Genomic DNA, 17,799 nt, shown 5'->3' with positions numbered 1-17,799 from the left:
ATGTCCATTTATACGTTGTCGTTTTCTCCAGGCTCACTCTTCCGAGAGTGAGCTTTTTATTTTGGATGGATAAAGGAGAGAGGTATATGAGTACTGTAGCAGAAATGACAGTAACAAAAATGATGGAGGAAGTAAGAACGCTCCTAGATGAGTACCCGTCACTTGCTAGTGAGAGTTTTATTGAAAAAACAATTGATGGTATTTCAGAAGAATCAACGCAAGAAGAGGTTGGTAACATTCTAGTTTTAAATGCCCTTGAACGAATCAGCGCAACAGAACCTGACTGGACTTATGTGGCAGCAGCTTTTCATCTTCATTCGCTCTATCGTAAATCTCTTTCACATCGTTCTGAGAAAGAGGTATATGGTGGGGGAAGCTTCTATCGCCTTCTTCAACAGCTGACAGATGAAGGGATTTATAACAAGGCACTCCTTCAGTCTTATTCCAAGAATGAAGTAGGGCAAGTTGCTAAGTTAATCGAGCCATCAAGAGATCGTTTGTTTACATACATCGGACTACGAACGCTCGCAGACCGCTATCTAGCTACAGATCATGATAAGAATGTGTATGAATTACCTCAAGAGCGCTTTCTAGTCATTGCTATGACGCTCATGGTAAATGAACCAAAAGATAAGAGATTAAATCTAATTGAAGAAGCGTATTGGGCGCTATCTAATTTATATATGACAGTAGCAACGCCTACTCTTTCAAATGCAGGAAAAAGCTATGGACAGCTAAGCTCATGCTTTATCGATACGGTGGATGACAGTCTTAGAGGAATCTATGACAGCAATACAGATGTAGCGACCGTTTCGAAAAATGGTGGAGGAATTGGAGCATATCTCGGGAAAATTCGTTCTCGTGGTAGTGATATTAAAGGGTTTAAAGGAAATTCATCTGGGGTTTTACCGTGGATGAAGCAATTAAACAATACAGCTGTGAGCGTAGACCAGCTAGGACAGCGTCAAGGTGCTGTTGCTGTTTATCTTGATGTCTGGCATAAGGATGTTTTCGAATTTCTTGATGCCAAGCTTAATAACGGAGACGAACGAATGAGGACACATGATCTTTTCACGGGTCTTTGTATTCCAGATATCTTTATGGAAGCAGTGGAAGACCGTGGAGACTGGCATTTATTTGATCCTCATGAAGTACGCCAGGTGATGGGCTTTTCACTAGAAGATGTGTATGACAAAGAAAAAGGATCAGGAGAGTTTCGTATGAAATATAGGCAATGTGTGAACCATCCTGAGCTTTCAAGAAAAACCGTGCCGGCTATTGAGATTATGAAGCGAGTCATGAAATCACAATTGGAAACTGGGACGCCTTATATGTTCTATCGAGATACGGTGAATCGAGCGAATCCGAATAAGCATGCTGGTATGATCTATGCTTCCAATCTTTGTACGGAAATTATGCAAAATATGAGTGCAACGACCGTTGAAGAGGAATTCACGAAAGACGGTAAGATTATCATTACGAAAACGCCTGGTGACTATGTCGTTTGTAATCTATCAAGTATTAATCTTGGGCGTGCGGTTACAGCTAATGCACTAGAGCGATTAATTCCAATTCAAGTAAGAATGCTGGATAACGTGATCGATATTAATACGATCGAAGTGCCTCAAGCCCAGTTAACGAATGAGAAGTATAGAAGCATTGGTCTTGGAACGTTTGGTTGGCATCACCTCCTTGCGAAAAAAGAGATTGTCTGGGAAAGTCATGAAGCGGCAGACTATGCGGACGAACTATATGAAACAATCAATTATTTAACGATACAGGCAAGTCATGAGCTTGCCGTTGAAAAAGGAAGCTACTCTCTCTTTGAAGGCTCTGATTGGCAAAATGGGGAGTACTTTAATCAACGAGGTTACGTTAGTGAAAAATGGCAGTCCCTTAAGGAAAGGGTCCAAACGAATGGTGTCAGAAACGCCTATCTTTTAGCGGTTGCCCCTAACAGTTCAACAAGTTTAATAGCCGGATCAACAGCATCAATCGATCCGATTTTTCAAAAAGAATACTCTGAGGAAAAGAAGAACTATAAAATTCCTGTTACAGCGCCTGATCTTTCACCTGAAACGACCTGGTATTACAAATCGGCTTATCACATTGATCAGCTTTGGAGTATTGAGCAGAATGCAGCCAGACAGCGTCATGTGGACCAATCAATATCGTTTAATATCTATGTGCAAAGTACTGTAAAAGCGAAAGACTTACTGAACATTCATATAACAGCCTGGAGAAAAGGTTTGAAAACAACCTACTATACACGAAGTACATCTGTAGATATTGACGACTGTGAAAGTTGCGCAAGCTAAAGGAGGAATTGGAATTGACTACGATTCAACAAAGAAAGCTATACGATGTCTCCGCACCAAATAGCTCGACTGGAATTATCAATGGGGAAAGCTCAAACGTTTTAAATTGGGATGATGTCCGTTTTAGCTGGGCATATCCTATGTACAAAAATATGTTAGGAAACTTTTGGACTCCGTTTGAAATTAATATGTCGAACGACGTGAAGCAATGGGAAGCATTAAGCGAAGATGAGCAAGATACGTTTAAGAAAATTATTGGCCTTCTTGCCTTCCTAGATTCGATTCAAACTGATTATTCAAGTAAGGTTGCGGATTATTTAACAGATTCAAGCCTTTCTGCGCTCATGCAGGTGCTTTCGTTCCAGGAAGTTGTACATAATCAGTCATATAGCTATGTACTTTCTTCCATTGTAAATAAAAATGAGCAAGACCGCATTTTTGAATATTGGAAGCATGATGACGTGCTCTTAGAACGAAACCAATTTATTGCTTCTGGTTATGAAGCATTTGTTAAAAATCCAACACCACAAACGTTTTTTGAATCGATTGTTTATGACATTATTCTTGAAGGACTTTTCTTCTACGCCGGGTTCGCTTTCTTTTATAACCTTGCTCGAAATCAAAAGATGGTGTCTACCTCAACAATGATTAACTATATTAACCGCGATGAGCAGCTGCATGTGACGTTGTTCGTTAATATAGTGAAAGAATTATTCAATGAGCATCCTGAACTGAATACGAAAGAAAATCATGATTTCATCACGAATACATTTCGTGAAGCTGCTGAGCTTGAGATGAAATGGGGAGAATACATTATTGGTAATCGATTCCCTGGTATTACAATGAACGAACTCAATGACTACATTAAATTTATGGCAAACAATCGCGTCAATCAGCTTGGTATCGAACGCCCATTTGAAGGTCACCGAGAGAACCCTATGCGGTGGATCAAAGCCTACGCGGATGTGAACGCTGGGAAAAGTGATTTCTTCGAACAGAAATCACGTCAGTATACAAAAGTGTCTGATGATAATGGGTTTGATGATTTATAAAGAAATGAGAGAAAGGTCAACTCAAATAATGAGTTGATCTTTTTTTTTAGACATTAAGAGTGAAAGTAATGTACGACAAAAAAGAAATTTTGTGGTAAGATACTTAAAATCATTTTGTACTTTAACGTGAAAGAACGTATTCATATAAGGAGATGTAACATGAGAAAGAAGCGAATTGTTGTTAAGATTGGGAGCAGTTCATTAACAAACGGTAAGGGAGAAATTGATCTAGTTAAGCTCATTGATCATGTTAACGCCCTCACATTACTTCGTCAGGAAGGACATGAAGTACTTCTTGTTTCTTCAGGAGCAGTTGCGGCAGGTTTTAAAGAACTTGGATATCCAGCAAGACCCGTCACGTTAAAAGGAAAGCAGGCTGCAGCCGCTCTTGGACAAAGTTTACTTATTAAATCTTATATCGAGGAATTCAATCAGCGAAACATTTCAGTCGCTCAAATTCTTTTAACACGCCCCGATTTCTCGAATCAAGAACGATACAAAAATGCGTTTGATACGCTTTCTGAATTGCTGGCAAGAGGGGTCATGCCGATTATTAATGAAAATGATACGGTTTCAACGGAAGAGTTAAAGTTTGGTGATAACGATATGCTTTCAGCTCTTGTAAGTGGACTTGTTCATGCAAATGAGTTGATCATTTTGACGGATGTGAACGGTATATATGATTCCAACCCAACAACTAACCCTGATGCGATCAAGTTTCATTCTATCACTGAAATTAGCGACAAGATGATTGGGCAAGCAGGGGGAGCTGGTTCGAGTGCTGGAACTGGGGGCATGAAATCAAAGCTAATCGCAGCAAAGACAGCTTTAAACCTGAGCGTTCGAGTTTTTATTGGTCATGAAACAGGCAGCGAAAAGTTACTTCGAATTCTCTCTGGTGTCGGAGATGGAACTTATATCAGTCGAGAGAAAGCAACATCTTTCCCGATTAAAAAACAATGGATTGCGATGCACTCTCACGTATCAGGTCAGCTTTATATTGATGAGGGTGCAGAAAAAGCGATTGTTTTAAATGGCAAGAGCTTGCTTTATGGCGGAATCAAGCAAGTAGTTGGCTCTTTTGAGGTTGGAGATGTTGTGGAAGTACTCGGAAAGAATGGAAAACTAGGAAAAGGACAGGTTCGATATTCATCTGCTTTCTTGGAGAACGTGATTCAAGATCACGAGAATGAGAACGCCACAGTTGAAGTCATTCATAGAGATCAATGGGTGTCAGAGATGATGAGGTCATAAGAAAAAAAGAAGAGATGTGTCCGAAGATGGAATGAGGGCGCATCTCTTTCTTCGAAGTAAAAATCGACGATACAAAAAAACATATGGCTTTAGTACATAATAGTAAAGGATGGTAGAATAGAGCTACTAATCTAACTGAAGGACTGGTATAGCATGTTATCTTTAGCAGATCGATATCGTAAATTTGAATTCCAATTAACGGATCTCGAAGATCAAATTATTCAATACATTCTCCAAAATCGATCGGATGTTGTCAACATGTCAGTGCAACATCTTGCCCAGCAAACTCATACAGTACCGAATTCTGTTATGAGACTTATGAAGAAATTGGAGTATGAAGGATTTACGCAATTGAAACTTAGATTGAAAGATGAAATGGCCACGAAAGAAACAAAAAGTCCGTCTTTTCAATATGAAATGGAACGAACGATGGAATTAACAGATAAGCGATTGATTCAATTGGCTAGTGAGTGGATTCATCATTCTCAACGTCTCCTAGTGTTTGGGGCGGGAGCACATTCTTATATAAGTGAATTAATTGTGATGAACATTAAGCCATTTCATAAAGATGTTACTTTTTCTGAACACCGGCATGAGAATATGGCATCCTTACAACGTTTTACTAAGAAAGACGTTGTCATTCTGCTAAGTCAATCAGGAGAAACAGAGCAAACTCTTGATCTTGGGAAATATGCGAAAAATCAAGGAGCTAGAATCATTGGAATGAGTCATATTGGCGAAAGTAGCTTAACTGAGCTAGCTGATTTAATGCTATATTGTTACGCTCCAAAAGAAGAGACAAAAGGCTATAACACTACAAATTTCGTTCCTATGGCCATGATTGCTCGGTTATTAGTTGAATCTTACCGTAAGCTCTGTGTATAAATACACAGAGCTTATCTATTTCTAATAGTTTTTGTGAATGCGCTAACAAAATGGCGATCCGAACCTTTAAAACAATTATGATGAATTTGTAAGCGATTACTTGATGGGGAGGTAAAAAAATGAATCTACAAAACGTCACTTCTCTCGATTTAATTAAGATAAATCAAAATTACGCTACAAAACGTGAAGCGATTGAATCATTAACTGAAGCACTGGAAGTAGCAGGAAAGCTATCAGATAGAGATCAATACTTCAACGCTGTGTTAGAACGAGAGAAGCTTTCACCGACAGGTTTTGAAGGTGGACTTGCGATTCCGCACGGTAAATCAAAAGGTGTGAAAGAGGCAGCCTTCGCTGTAGCGACGGTAAGTAAACCAATAGAAGATTGGGAAAGTGTTGATCCGACTAACGAGGTAGATTTGGTCTTTCTTCTAGCTATTCCTGAAGCAGAAGCAGGATCAACGCATGTCTCCCTCTTAGCAGAGTTAGTCACACGCCTATCGGATTCAACTTATAAAGATCAATTAGTCAAAATGAAAACAGCAAATGAGTTATATGAGGCTCTTGGTGACGCTGAAGATAAACCGCAAGAGGAAGAAGTCACAAGTAAGGAGACTCGACCGCTTGTGCTAGGTGTTACGGCCTGTCCAGCAGGGATTGCTCATACTTATATGGCAGCAGAGGCTTTAATGAAGGCTGCAAAAGAAATGAATGTAAGAATGAAAGTAGAGAAGCAAGGTGCGAATGGTATTGAAGGTCGTCATTCAAAGAAAGACTTAAGTGAAGCAGTAGGCGTAATTTTCGCAAATGATGTAGCTGTAAAGGATCAAGAACGCTTCAAACACTTAGCAACTGTGAAAACGAATGTCGCTTCACCTATGAAAGATGGCAAAGGTTTAATTGAAAAAGTCCTTCAAAGGAAACAATCTTCTACTTCAAACACGGAGCATTTAGATGATATGACTGAAGATGAAGATAACAAACCTTTTAAAACTGAAATAAAGGATTCGATTTTAACGGGGATCTCTTACATTATTCCAATCATTGTCGCAGGTGGAATGATTTCAGCATTTGCCACACTTATTGCGCAGGGATTTGGGTTAGAAGATGTGCTAGCAACCGAGGGATCGTGGTTATTCCAGGTTAAAACGTTAGGTGGACTGTTACTTAGCACACTAATGGTTCCAATTCTTGCTGCCTACATGGCATACTCCATCGCGGATAAACCTGGTCTCGGACCTGGATTTGCAGCTGGTGTCGCAGCCAATATGATTGGTAGTGGATTCCTTGGTGGGATGCTTGGTGGTTTCCTTGCTGGTTATCTACTGAAATACATGAAGCAAAAAATTAAGCCTAGTGGTACTTTTGCAGGTTTTGTAAGTTTTTGGGTGTATCCGGTGCTAGGTTCTCTTATCACCATTTTAATTATGTTATTTGTAGTTGGCGAGCCTGTTACGTGGTTAAATGAAACGCTACTTAACTGGCTTGATGGTATGACAGGAACGAATGCGATTATTCTAGGAGCTTTAATTGGAGGCTTTGTATCCTTTGATTTAGGCGGTCCAGTAAATAAAGCCGCATACACATTCTGTATTGGAGCCATGGCTAGTGGTAACTTCATTCCTTATGCCACTTTCGCTTCAGTCAAAATGGTATCAGCCTTCTCGGTTACTGCAGCTACTATCATTGCGAGTAAATCGTTTAGTCAAAGTGAAAAAGCCGTTGGGAAACAAACGTGGATTCTTGGTCTAGCTGGAATTACTGAGGGAGCAATCCCGTTTATGATAAATGACCCTTTACGCGTTATTCCTTCACTAGTAGCAGGATCAGCTGTTACTGGAGCGATTATTTCAGTGGCTAACATTGGTTTGAATGTTCCAGGTGCAGGTATTTTTTCACTTGCTCTCCTTCAAGGAGGAACGGGCGGGATTATGAATGCAATCATTTGGTTTGGTGCCGCCGTAATTGGTGCAGCCATTTCAACTGTACTTCTTATTTTAACGAGAAAACAAAAGATCAAAAAATATGGATATGAAAAAGCATTAAAGCAACAAGCAGCATAATTTTTGAATGAGGTGAGCAGCTATGACAAAAAACGTCCACATCGTTCCTCACATGCACTGGGATCGAGAATGGTATTTTTCTACAGAAGAATCACGTATCTTACTCGTGAATAATATGGAAGAAATATTAACAAGATTAGAAAACGATCCTGATTATCCTTATTATGTACTAGATGGACAGACAGCGATCTTAGAGGATTTCTTTGAAATTCGTCCGGAGCAAAGAGAACGCGTGAAGAAACTTGTTCAAGCAGGTAAGTTGATTATTGGCCCATGGTACACGCAGACGGACGAGATGGTGGTTGGGGGAGAGTCCATTGTACGAAATCTTTATTACGGTATGAAAGATAGCGCAGAATTTGGTGAGCCAATGAAAATTGGCTATCTCCCTGATTCTTTTGGACAATCTGCTCAGATGCCGCAAATTCTAAATGGGTTTGATATTAAATATTCGATTTTCTGGAGAGGAACTTCTGAGAATCACGGTACGGATAAAACCGAATTTTATTGGACTGCTCCTGGGGAGTCAAGTGTTCTTGTACAACTTATGCCGCTCGGTTATGCCATTGGGAAGTATCTACCTGAAGAAGAAGCTGCATTACAAAAAAGAATGGATAAATACTTTACTGTGCTCGATCGAGGCGCTACAGGCGAAGATGTGCTCCTTCCAAATGGACATGACCAGATGCCTATCCAGCAAAACATATATGAAGTAATCTCGGTATTGAAAAAACTTTATCCAGATAGAGAGTTTTTCTTAAGCAGGTATGAGGACTTACTCGAAAAAATCGAAAAAAATGAAGGTCTTGATGAGATTTACGGAGAGTTTCTTCACGGTAAATACCAGCGCGTCCACCGGAGCATTTATTCGACGCGTGCGGATATTAAAGCGGCCAATACACGTATCGAGAATAAACTTACGAATCATCTAGAACCTTTAGCATCACTCGCATACAAATTAGGATTTGAGTATCATCACGGTTTAATTGAGCCGATATGGAAAGAAATTATGAAAAACCATGCACATGATAGTATCGGATGTTGCTGTTCTGATAAAGTTCATTCGGAAATTATGGCGCGCTTCAAGAATGCTGAAGAACGTGCTGATCGCTTGATTGATTTCTACAAACGGAAAATTACAGACCACATAAATACAGATCGGAAAGAGGATCGTCTTGTTTTCTTTAATCTTCTTCCTGAAGCGCGTGCGGATGTGATAACTACGACAGTAACAACAAAATTTAGTTCGTTTACACTCATGGATGATCGTGGAGAAGAACTTGAATACCAGATTCTTTCTACAGAAATGATTGATCCCGGTTTAATTGACCGTCAAATCGTACATTACGGGAACTATGATCCGTTTGTAGAATTTACAATTGAAGTGAAAACCCAACTTCCTGGTATCGGATATCACACTTACTATGTAGTTGAAACAAACGATTATCAGCTAGCACTTCCAAGAGAAAACCATCGCTCCGTTGAAACGGTTGCTTACTCGATTCAGTTTGAGCAAAACGGTACGTTATCACTAACTGATAAACAGACTGGTCAAACTCATAAAGGCGTTCTTGGACTTGAGAATGTTGGGGATGATGGTGATGAATATGATTTCTCTCCTTTAGAAGGAGAAATACCACGCTTTAGTGCTGAGGAAATAACTGATGCTCAAATCAGTTTACAGTCAACACCTCATACTCATCATGTTAAGATCGCTTATCAATGGATTGTACCGGCGGATCTTGAAGCGAGAAAGCAAGATGATGGGCGCATGGAAACCTTAGATCTCCATATTGAGCTATCGATTCCAATTGAAGGGAATGCGATCGAAGTTTCATGTAAAGTTAAAAATAATGTGAAAGATCACCGGATCCGCGTCTTAGTTCCAACAAATATATCCAGTTCTTTTTCTTTTGCAGATCAACAATTTGGTACAATTGATCGTAACGTTATCGATGATGGAATGGCGGTTTGGGAGTCAGAAGGTTGGGATGAACGACCGGATGCGATTTATCCTTTCCTTAGTTATGTGGGTCTTGAGGATCAGGAGAAGAGCGCGTTTGTCATGACGAAAAGCGTTCGAGAATATGAGATTATCGGAGACTCCTATGACACTATTGCGCTTACGTTATTTAGAAGTGTTGGGGTTCTTGGAAAGGAAGAACTTGTTCGACGACCAGGACGTCCATCAGGAATCAAATTACCAACACCTGATTCACAAATGCTTGGCGAATATACCTTTGACTTTGGATTCGCTTATGTGGAAGGAAATCGAGATGCAGCTAAAGTAGCCCAACGTGTGAAAAGATATGTCAGCCCTTTTCTTTCGTATAACAAAATCCCGCATAATGCAATGAAGTTAAATCAAGAAAACGTTCAAGTTCCTTCTGAATTCAGTTTGTTTTCTTTTGAAGAAACAGAGCTAGTGATGAGTACGTTGAAAAAGGCTGAATCTGAAGATGCTTTCATCATTCGATACTATAATCCTTCTCGTCAAAATCAAACGATTAGGTTAGATCATCCCGCTATTCATAAAGTGGGGGAAGCGAATTTAAATGAAGTTAGGGTTGATAATCAACACAAAGAATCCAACATTTTGTTTTTACCTAGTCAGGTGAAGAGCTTCTTGATTCAATAGCCAGGGAGGTGGAGAAATGAATGTATTGATTGCAATGGACTCATTCAAAGGTTCTCTTTCCTCGAAGGATGCAGGTGAAGCGGTTAAGGTAGGTGTTAAGAGAGTCTTCCCAAATAGTTTCGTTGAAGTTATTCCTGTGGCAGATGGAGGAGAAGGGTCACTGGAGGCAATCCAGGCAATTCCCGGACAGTTCGAGACGGCGGAGATTCATCAGCTAGACGGGAAGTTAAGGGATGCTCGGTATTATCGAGCGGGTCAAACTGCTTATATTGAATCAGCTGAAGCAGTTGGATTGCACTTGATCTCTTCTGAAGAACTTAAACCTTCACGGTTAACAAGCTACGGTGTCGGTGAATTAATTCAGGATGCAGAGGCCAAAGACGCAAGTGACATTTACGTTTTTCTCGGGGGGACTGGTACAACGGATGGAGGACTTGGAATGTTACAAGCACTTGGATATACGTGTTTAGATCACTCCGGTAAAGAACTGCCACTCCTCCATAACCCTTTGCAATATACGATGACGATCTGTAAAAGTAACACGAAGCTGAGCGCTAACCTCTATTTGGTGACAGATGTAGATAATTCTTACGCAGGAGAACGTGGAGCGGCTTATGTTTTTGGACCACAAAAAGGGATGAAGAAAGAAGAGATTCCCTCCTACGATGCTGCCCTTCATAGAGTGGCAGACCTTCTTTCTATATCCGAAGGATTAAAAGGTGCTGGTGCCGCCGGTGGAATTGGCGGAGCTCTCTATTCTCTTGGTGCAACTTATGTACCCGGTATAAAGTGGATGCTTCAACTTTTAAAAGTAGAGGAAAAGCTGTCTGTCGCGGACATTGCCTTTACTGGTGAAGGGCAAATCGATCGTCAAACGGCTTATGGGAAAGTACCAGCTGGTGTTGGAGAACTAGCCAAAAAGCATCGTGTTCCTTGCATTGCATTAGCAGGACAGGTCGTTGAACCAGTGCATAACTTATATGAGAAATTAACGGGGGTTGTTTCGATACAGCAGGGGTGCCATTCATTACAAAATGCGCTTAAACCAGACATCACGAAAGCACAACTTGCTTTTTCAGCTGAACAAGTAATGCGCATTTGGAGTAGCGAAAGAGACAAGTAAACGATGAATAGTGATCAAAGCCCGATTCCTTTCTAACGCAAGAAAGGAATCGGGCTTTTCTCTCCATTATTTAACTAAAGATTTCTTCATGAGTTCTTTATAAGTTGAAATCTTCTTTGTTAACATGTCATCCGTCGCGAGCAGTGTTTCAATTTGATCACGAATATACTGCTGGTGTTCTTCAAGAAGATTAAGACGGGCATTCGCCGTGTGCTCTCCTTCTAGAAATAGCCGCGTATATTCTTTGATCTGGGATACGGGCATTTGTGTTTCTCTTAATTTCTTAACAAATTGCAACCATTGCAAGTGCTTTTCGTCGAATTGTCTAACACCACTATCATTACGAACAGGATCAATGATTCCTTCTTTTTCATAATAACGAAGGGTATGAGCACTTATGTCAACCTTTTCGGCTATTTCACTTATCGAGTACATTCAATCGCCTCTCACTTTTTAGTTATCGTTTGACTTAGAGTGCACTCAAACGTCTACAATAAGATTGTATCATAATGAATAAGTGGAGGGATTGGCATGAAGTACACCGTTATTACAGGAGCAAGTTCAGGTATTGGATATGAAGCTGCACTAGCGTTTGCGACAAGAGGGAAGAACCTTGTCATTGCTGCGCGTCGCACAGTCAAATTAGAAGAGTTGAAAAGCGAAGTACACAAAATCAATTCTGACCTTGATGTGATTATTCGTGAAGCGGATTTATCTTTGAATGATAATGTTTACGCATTTTATGAAAGCTTAGAAAATATTGAAATTGAAACATTTATTAACAATGCAGGATTCGGTAATTTCGATCCAGTTGGTGAGCAGAAGCTTCCTAAAATTGAAACAATGCTTCGTTTGAACAATGAGGCGTTAACGATTCTTTCGTCCTTGTATGTTCGTGACTATGCGAATGTAGAAGGAACGCAATTGATTAACGTTTCATCTGGTGGAGGCTATACGATCGTAGCCGATGCCGTGACGTATTGTGCAACGAAATTCTTTGTAAGTGCCTTTACAGAAGGACTTGCACAGGAGCTTCAAGGACAGGGGGCAAAAATGCAGGCTAAAGTTCTGGCACCAGCAGCGACGGAGACAGAATTTGCAAACCGTTCAATGGATGTAGATAATTTCGAATATGAAGGCACTGTGCCAAAGTTCCATACAGCAAAAGAAATGGCAGACTTTATGCTAGATCTTTACGATAGCAATAAGGTCGTTGGAATCGTTGATGGCAATACGTATGAATTCCAATTGAAAAACCCAATCTATCCTTATGTAGCACGCAACCGTTAATAAAATCCTCCTGTCGTGATGACGGGAGGATTTTTATTTTATGTAAGTTTCATACTAAATTTCTGAAGTAAATCCATTAACGTTGGTCTCTCATTCCCTTTTCGTCCAATCACATTTGTTGCGGTTACTAACGAATTCAGAACGGCTTCTTCCGTCGCTTCCCCAACGGCACGAAAAGCGGTGTCGATTTCTTCTTCATGAATGGTTTCTAGATATTGAGTTTGCGGTTTATATTGATGAGAGACTGTGTTAGCGGTGGAAAACCCAATGATAACCTCACCACTACCTGTTGTGATAATGGATCCTGTTCTTGCAAGACCTGTAGAAGCCCGTTTAATAATACGATGAAGCTGTCTTTCAGAAACGGGAAGATCTGTTGCAACAATCACCATGACGGACCCTTTATCTCTTTCTTCCCATGAATGAAGAAGAGCTTCTTTTAACTTCTTGCCTACTTTCTTTCCATTCACGTGCAGATCACGAAGAATACCAAAGTTCGTGACAACAAGGACACCAAGGGTATAGCTCCCATTTTGGAGTTTTATTTTTCTTGAAGCAGTGCCAATTCCACCTTTTAACGAGTAGCATAGCATGCCTCTCCCAGCTCCAACAGAGCCTTCCTCTAATGTACTAGAAGTATTTGCGATTGCTTCATGAACGTGATGCTTTCGAACGTGACGCCCTCGAATATCATTTAAGAACATATCATTGCATTCGCCGATAATAGGATTAACCGTCCCGGTCGTGTTACCAATCTCAGGATTTTGTTCCAACATATAATCAAAGACCGCATCGGCAGCCGTTCCGATACTTAACGTATTCGTTAAGATAATTGGCGTCTCAAGCGTACCAAGCTCATTCAGCTGAATGGTTCCCATTGTTTTACCAAACCCGTTAAGAACATAGCTTGATGCGATTAGTTTCTGCTGATACAGATTCCCTTGATGCGGTAGGATCGCTGTTACGCCAGTTTGAACCTCCCCATTATTCAGAGTGGTATGTCCGACGGTTACTCCTTCCACGTCCGTAATCGCATTTTTTTCGCCAGGCTCCATTTCCCCGATTGTAACTCCGTAATCTCGCAATCTTTTCTGACTCAAATGATCACTCCTTTTTTCTATTAGTTTACTATTATTTCTATTTCATCCAAGTCCCTAAAGCAAATGTTAACTGTAAAATATGGTATAATTGACGAGACGTATAGAGAGTAATTTGAATTTGTCATGCAACAGATAACTAGTAGAAAAGAGTGAAATAGAATGGGCCGTAAATGGAATAACATTAAGGAAAAGAAAGCATCAAAAGATGCGAATACAAGTCGAATTTATGCAAAGTTTGGTCGTGAAATTTATGTAGCAGCAAAGCAGGGTGAACCGGATCCAGTAGCTAACCAGGCTCTTCGCTTAGTTCTCGAACGTGCGAAAACATACAACGTACCAAAAGCAATCATTGACCGTGCGATTGAAAAAGCGAAAGGCGGAGCAGATGAAAATTACGACACGCTTCGTTATGAAGGATTTGGTCCAAGCGGATCCATGGTGATCGTTGATACGTTAACAAACAACGTAAACCGCACGGCATCTGACGTTCGTTCAACATTTGGGAAAAATGGTGGAAACATGGGCGTGAACGGTTCAGTTGCCTACATGTTCGACTCAACAGCCGTATTCGGGATTGAAGGCAAATCAGCAGATGAAGTACTTGAGCTGTTAATGGAAGCAGATCTAGATGTGCGTGACATTATGGAAGAAGATGAGGTTGTTATCGTCTATGCTGAGCCTGACCAGTTCCATGCGGTGCAGGAAGCATTTAAAAATGCGGGGATTACTGAGTTTACCGTAGCTGAACTTACGATGCTTGCCCAAAATGACGTTGAGCTTGCCGTAGAAGATCAGGAGCAGTTCTTGAAAATGATCGATGCGCTTGAAGAATTAGAAGATGTGCAACAGGTATATCATAACGTTGAACTAGGCGAAGAATAAAACAAAGACAAAAGAGCGTGCTTCCGGATTTCGGAGGTCCGCTCTTTTAATATGGATTGACATTCGATTATGAAAAATGTTCTTTATTTCTTCTTTTCTTCTTTAATGCTAGAAGCGATGTCTTTAAGGATGCATAGTTTCCAATCGCCGCATATCCGTAAAAATAACCCATAAAGATACCAGCTACAAGTTGATGAGGATGGCTATAAAAGACTGATATCACAAGTCCTAGAATAATCGCTAGTGTTGGAACAAAGGTCCGAGGTATAGGTGTGAGAATCTTGATTAATTGTGTAAGAATCATCACTACAGGCACCGCAAGAACAGCGTCCCAGAAGTTTGTATGAATAACAGGAAATGTCATGACCAAATTCCTTCCCAATACAATAGAATGCTTCTAGTCTTTTCTTTTTTGAACGTTTTTAACCGAAGTTTATTAGAAAATATGTTTTGTGAATAGTGGAGTTCAGTGATTTTGTGGAATAATATGTTAATATTGGTGATGAGGATAATAGAAGTAGTTGTTCAGTTAAAGGGCAGGATTGTGGAAGACTTGAATTCAAGATAATTAGCGTTATGAAACTAAATTCAGTCTAAATCGTATGTTTAATATGAGGGTTTCAGGCAGATGAGAATGAGGAATTCGTTGAACTTCTATATTGGAGATGCAATACGTCTGTGAGTAATGGAAACCAAAATAAAACGTTCAATAATGCTATAGCCTCTAAACAATATATGGAATATTATACTGAAAATGGGATAGGAATTACCCATGCATATTAAGCTGGTTGGGTATTTGCTGTTTGGAAGCTTTATTTTAATGCTTCTAATTGGATTAATTGGAAACATAATTTTCAACTAAAGGGTTCACTTGTAGAATCTGACCCAAAAGGATATTCATTTAAATTATTACTGACTTAATTATATAATTATCAGTTTAATAAGGAAGGAGAAAGTGTGTGTCTGACTATTTAACGGTTAATAATAAGAAAATCTATTATGAGGTTCATGGTGATGACCATCTACCTGTATTTTTGTATTTACATGGCGGACCTGGAGTTGGTTCCTATGATTTCATAGAACATCAAGGTAAACGACTTTCAAAATTTATGAGGGTCATTGCAATAGATCAAAGAGGGGTGCTTCGATCGGATCCAATCGAAAACGAAGAGTCTTTCGGAATTCGTGATCTGGTAGAGGACTGTGAAGCTATTCGTAACCAACTGGGTATAGAAAAGTGGGGTCTCATTGGTCATTCATTTGGCGGGTATTGGGCTGTTCAATATCAATTGGATTATCCGGAGAAGGTAACATATCTATTGTTGGAATGCCCGACGCTTGACCTGGAGAGCTCTGCTCGCTCACTAATTACGGGAGCAGTTGAGGAGTATAAAAGATTAGAAAAATATGAAAAGGTCAATGAGTACCTTGCTGCTTCAAAGATAAGAGAAACTGAAAAGGTTTGGGAAAAATGTATAGAGGCTCTTATTGACTTGGGGGAACATAAGGACAATTTGTATGTCCATGGGGAAGACAAACAATTCTTTGATCGTCTTGTTGAAAACTCCGGTATTCCACAGGAAAATTGGGAACGGGCAGCGAATCATCAACAAAAGTTATATCAAGAAGGGAAAGTATTTGAATCATTGTTACCGCAACTCGATTCGATTACTTGTCCGATGATATTGATGAAAGGTAAATATGATTGGGTGACCAGTAATGATCAACTGACTGCATTTGCGAATGGAGAGACCAACCGTAAAATATCTATATTTAATGAAAGTGGGCATTTTCCGAGGTACGAGGAACCAGAAACGTATGCAAAAGTAATAAAAGAATTCATATCAACTCACTGAAAAATCATAAATACTGATCCTGACTAATCGGGGTGTTTGTCAAGTTAGAAAAGAAAGATTTTCGCACAACATTAAGTTTATATCTTGACTTCAAGTCTTACGGAATCTCGGAGCAATTATTGAATAGGATTATTTCCCAACATAAGTTTATTTACGAAAGGGTTTATAACATTGTCTAATCCATATGATTGTATAACTGACTTTATTTTCGTTGAAACTGAAGTATTTGCAGCTGATGTCATATTGGTACCCGGTGCTAATCATCCGCAGCTAATGGAAAAGGCTTCATGTCTATATAAGAATGGAATGGCTCCATACATCCTTCCCTCAGGTGGATACAAACCCCATGTAGGTACATCTGAGTGGGAGTATCTAAGAAACATTGGTATTACAAACGGGGTGCCAAACGAAGTAATTCTTAGAGAAGACGAAGCACAGCATACTTTAGAAAATGCACGTTTTTCTTTAGAAGTCTTACAGAGTAAAGGTATTAAATATGAAAAGGTTATTATTGTATGTAAAGCAGGACATTCTCGAAGAGCATTGCTTTGTTATCAGGATGCATTTCCAAAGAACACTAATTTTATGGTTTCTCCAGTAGAAGATCGATTCGGTATTACTAAAGAGAATTGGTTTACCACGGAAGTTGGTATAAGACGGGTCATGACTGAGGTAGAGAAGATTGGTAAATACTTTGGAAGTTTTATTCCGAAATGGGTTGTACGATAATATCTTGATACGGAGTCTTCAGTTATCTCGGAGCGCTTGCTGAATAAATGGTAGGCGCTCTATCCAGGTTTGGGTTTGAGATAACTTAATAATACTGAATGAAGGATTAATATCTTAATTTATTGAAATTAAGTAATAGGTTAGCATAACTAAAGAATAAGGGGTTAATCCATGACATTTAAAAAGAAGCTAAATGAAATAGTTGATTTTCAAGCTACTTTAGAGGATGGATATAGGGATATTATTGAATTATCGAAGAGATGTAGGTTTTCTAATTGCTCTCATACGAAAGAAACAAATTGTGCTGTGAAAAATGCGATTGATGAGGGAATTATTTCGAAGGAAAAATTCATTTCATATTATAGAGAGAGGAACGAAGCTTTATATGTTTCAAATCAAAGTAATAAAACTAAAGCTAGCGAGTATATGAAAAAAAGGGATCTTTTTCGAGATCCACCTATGAATTTTGAGTAGATGAAGAATATCAACCGATTTATCTCAGTTTCAAGTCATCGATTAAATCGGAGCGAATCATGTTTGATTTAACGTTAAATAAGGTTTCCAAAACTATAAACAAGAACCCTTATAATATTTTTCCGTTTAGGATAC

15 protein-coding genes are annotated in these 17,799 nt (G+C 39.5%); 12 read left to right on the top strand and 3 right to left on the bottom strand.

Annotated elements, in window-relative coordinates; translation table 11 throughout:
- Positions 1 to 86 precede the first annotated feature (86 nt).
- The 7 genes from AC0VYJ_RS17995 to AC0VYJ_RS17965 all read left to right on the top strand — a co-directional run bounded on the left by AC0VYJ_RS17995 (position 87) and on the right by AC0VYJ_RS17965 (position 11,333).
- The gene (locus tag AC0VYJ_RS17995) at positions 87 to 2,318 is read left to right on the top strand and encodes a ribonucleoside-diphosphate reductase subunit alpha (protein ID WP_475365799.1); all 2,232 of its coding nucleotides are present in this window, start codon (positions 87 to 89) and stop codon (positions 2,316 to 2,318) included.
- A 14-nt stretch (positions 2,319 to 2,332) separates the two neighbouring features.
- Positions 2,333 to 3,370 carry a ribonucleotide-diphosphate reductase subunit beta gene (locus AC0VYJ_RS17990; RefSeq protein ID WP_194218872.1) on the top strand — a complete coding sequence of 346 codons (1,038 nt, stop codon included), beginning with the start codon at positions 2,333 to 2,335 and terminating at the stop codon, positions 3,368 to 3,370.
- Positions 3,371 to 3,529: 159 nt separating this feature from the next.
- The gene (gene proB / locus AC0VYJ_RS17985; protein ID WP_475365798.1) at positions 3,530 to 4,624 is read left to right on the top strand and encodes a glutamate 5-kinase; all 1,095 of its coding nucleotides are present in this window, start codon (positions 3,530 to 3,532) and stop codon (positions 4,622 to 4,624) included.
- A 153-nt stretch (positions 4,625 to 4,777) separates the two neighbouring features.
- A complete protein-coding gene (locus tag AC0VYJ_RS17980; RefSeq protein ID WP_194218874.1) occupies positions 4,778 to 5,509 on the top strand; it encodes a MurR/RpiR family transcriptional regulator in 732 nt (243 codons plus the stop codon).
- A gap of 119 nt (positions 5,510 to 5,628) precedes the next feature.
- Positions 5,629 to 7,572, top strand: coding sequence for a PTS 2-O-a-mannosyl-D-glycerate transporter subunit IIABC (gene mngA, locus AC0VYJ_RS17975; RefSeq protein WP_475365797.1), 1,944 nt, complete (start codon positions 5,629 to 5,631; stop codon positions 7,570 to 7,572).
- A 22-nt stretch (positions 7,573 to 7,594) separates the two neighbouring features.
- Complete coding sequence (gene mngB / locus AC0VYJ_RS17970; RefSeq protein WP_475365796.1) at positions 7,595 to 10,210, top strand: mannosylglycerate hydrolase; 2,616 nt, start codon at positions 7,595 to 7,597, stop codon at positions 10,208 to 10,210.
- Positions 10,211 to 10,226: 16 nt separating this feature from the next.
- Complete coding sequence (locus AC0VYJ_RS17965) at positions 10,227 to 11,333, top strand: glycerate kinase family protein (protein WP_475365795.1); 1,107 nt, start codon at positions 10,227 to 10,229, stop codon at positions 11,331 to 11,333.
- Positions 11,334 to 11,399: 66 nt separating this feature from the next.
- Here AC0VYJ_RS17965 and AC0VYJ_RS17960 read toward each other — a convergent pair whose 3' ends face one another.
- Complete coding sequence (locus tag AC0VYJ_RS17960; RefSeq protein WP_226615160.1) at positions 11,400 to 11,768, bottom strand: MerR family transcriptional regulator; 369 nt, start codon at positions 11,766 to 11,768, stop codon at positions 11,400 to 11,402.
- 96 nt (positions 11,769 to 11,864) lie between these two features.
- Between AC0VYJ_RS17960 and AC0VYJ_RS17955 the strand changes: the two genes are divergently transcribed.
- Positions 11,865 to 12,623, top strand: a complete 759-nt coding sequence (locus tag AC0VYJ_RS17955; protein WP_475365794.1) for an SDR family NAD(P)-dependent oxidoreductase — start codon at positions 11,865 to 11,867, stop codon at positions 12,621 to 12,623.
- Between the two features lie 38 nt (positions 12,624 to 12,661).
- On the opposite strand, the gene AC0VYJ_RS17950 is transcribed toward AC0VYJ_RS17955, so the two are convergent.
- Positions 12,662 to 13,678, bottom strand: a complete 1,017-nt coding sequence (locus tag AC0VYJ_RS17950) for a DmpA family aminopeptidase (RefSeq protein ID WP_475367516.1) — start codon at positions 13,676 to 13,678, stop codon at positions 12,662 to 12,664.
- A gap of 204 nt (positions 13,679 to 13,882) precedes the next feature.
- Between AC0VYJ_RS17950 and AC0VYJ_RS17945 the strand changes: the two genes are divergently transcribed.
- On the top strand, positions 13,883 to 14,605 hold the full coding sequence (locus AC0VYJ_RS17945; protein ID WP_283153676.1) for a YebC/PmpR family DNA-binding transcriptional regulator: 723 nt from the start codon (positions 13,883 to 13,885) through the stop codon (positions 14,603 to 14,605).
- Positions 14,606 to 14,672: 67 nt separating this feature from the next.
- Here AC0VYJ_RS17945 and AC0VYJ_RS17940 read toward each other — a convergent pair whose 3' ends face one another.
- A complete protein-coding gene (locus AC0VYJ_RS17940) occupies positions 14,673 to 14,969 on the bottom strand; it encodes a hypothetical protein (RefSeq protein ID WP_475365793.1) in 297 nt (98 codons plus the stop codon).
- Between the two features lie 595 nt (positions 14,970 to 15,564).
- On the opposite strand from AC0VYJ_RS17940, the gene AC0VYJ_RS17935 reads away from it, so the two are divergent.
- The 3 genes from AC0VYJ_RS17935 (at position 15,565) to AC0VYJ_RS17925 (ending at position 17,664) form a co-directional block, all read left to right on the top strand.
- Positions 15,565 to 16,461, top strand: coding sequence for an alpha/beta fold hydrolase (locus AC0VYJ_RS17935; protein ID WP_475365792.1), 897 nt, complete (start codon positions 15,565 to 15,567; stop codon positions 16,459 to 16,461).
- Positions 16,462 to 16,632: 171 nt separating this feature from the next.
- Positions 16,633 to 17,190, top strand: a complete 558-nt coding sequence (locus AC0VYJ_RS17930) for a YdcF family protein (protein WP_475365791.1) — start codon at positions 16,633 to 16,635, stop codon at positions 17,188 to 17,190.
- A 171-nt stretch (positions 17,191 to 17,361) separates the two neighbouring features.
- Positions 17,362 to 17,664 (top strand): hypothetical protein, encoded by a 303-nt coding sequence (locus AC0VYJ_RS17925; protein ID WP_475365790.1) that lies wholly within the window; start codon positions 17,362 to 17,364, stop codon positions 17,662 to 17,664.
- Positions 17,665 to 17,799: the final 135 nt, after the last annotated feature.

Source organism: Anaerobacillus sp. 63XJN7_5_ISO-PGPR-S23-430 (assembly GCF_056173695.1).
Note: the sequence above shows the minus strand (reverse complement) of the source record. Positions and strands in the feature narration are given on the sequence as shown.

Coding starts and splice junctions, on each gene's coding strand:
- AC0VYJ_RS17995 (WP_475365799.1), top strand. CDS start 87: ATGAGTACTGTAGCAGAAATGACAGTAACAAAAATGATGGAGGAAGTA.
- proB (WP_475365798.1), top strand. CDS start 3,530: ATGAGAAAGAAGCGAATTGTTGTTAAGATTGGGAGCAGTTCATTAACA.
- AC0VYJ_RS17980 (WP_194218874.1), top strand. CDS start 4,778: ATGTTATCTTTAGCAGATCGATATCGTAAATTTGAATTCCAATTAACG.
- mngA (WP_475365797.1), top strand. CDS start 5,629: ATGAATCTACAAAACGTCACTTCTCTCGATTTAATTAAGATAAATCAA.
- mngB (WP_475365796.1), top strand. CDS start 7,595: ATGACAAAAAACGTCCACATCGTTCCTCACATGCACTGGGATCGAGAA.
- AC0VYJ_RS17965 (WP_475365795.1), top strand. CDS start 10,227: ATGAATGTATTGATTGCAATGGACTCATTCAAAGGTTCTCTTTCCTCG.
- AC0VYJ_RS17960 (WP_226615160.1), bottom strand. CDS start 11,768: ATGTACTCGATAAGTGAAATAGCCGAAAAGGTTGACATAAGTGCTCAT.
- AC0VYJ_RS17955 (WP_475365794.1), top strand. CDS start 11,865: ATGAAGTACACCGTTATTACAGGAGCAAGTTCAGGTATTGGATATGAA.
- AC0VYJ_RS17950 (WP_475367516.1), bottom strand. CDS start 13,678: ATGGAGCCTGGCGAAAAAAATGCGATTACGGACGTGGAAGGAGTAACC.
- AC0VYJ_RS17945 (WP_283153676.1), top strand. CDS start 13,883: ATGGGCCGTAAATGGAATAACATTAAGGAAAAGAAAGCATCAAAAGAT.
- AC0VYJ_RS17940 (WP_475365793.1), bottom strand. CDS start 14,969: ATGACATTTCCTGTTATTCATACAAACTTCTGGGACGCTGTTCTTGCG.
- AC0VYJ_RS17925 (WP_475365790.1), top strand. CDS start 17,362: ATGACATTTAAAAAGAAGCTAAATGAAATAGTTGATTTTCAAGCTACT.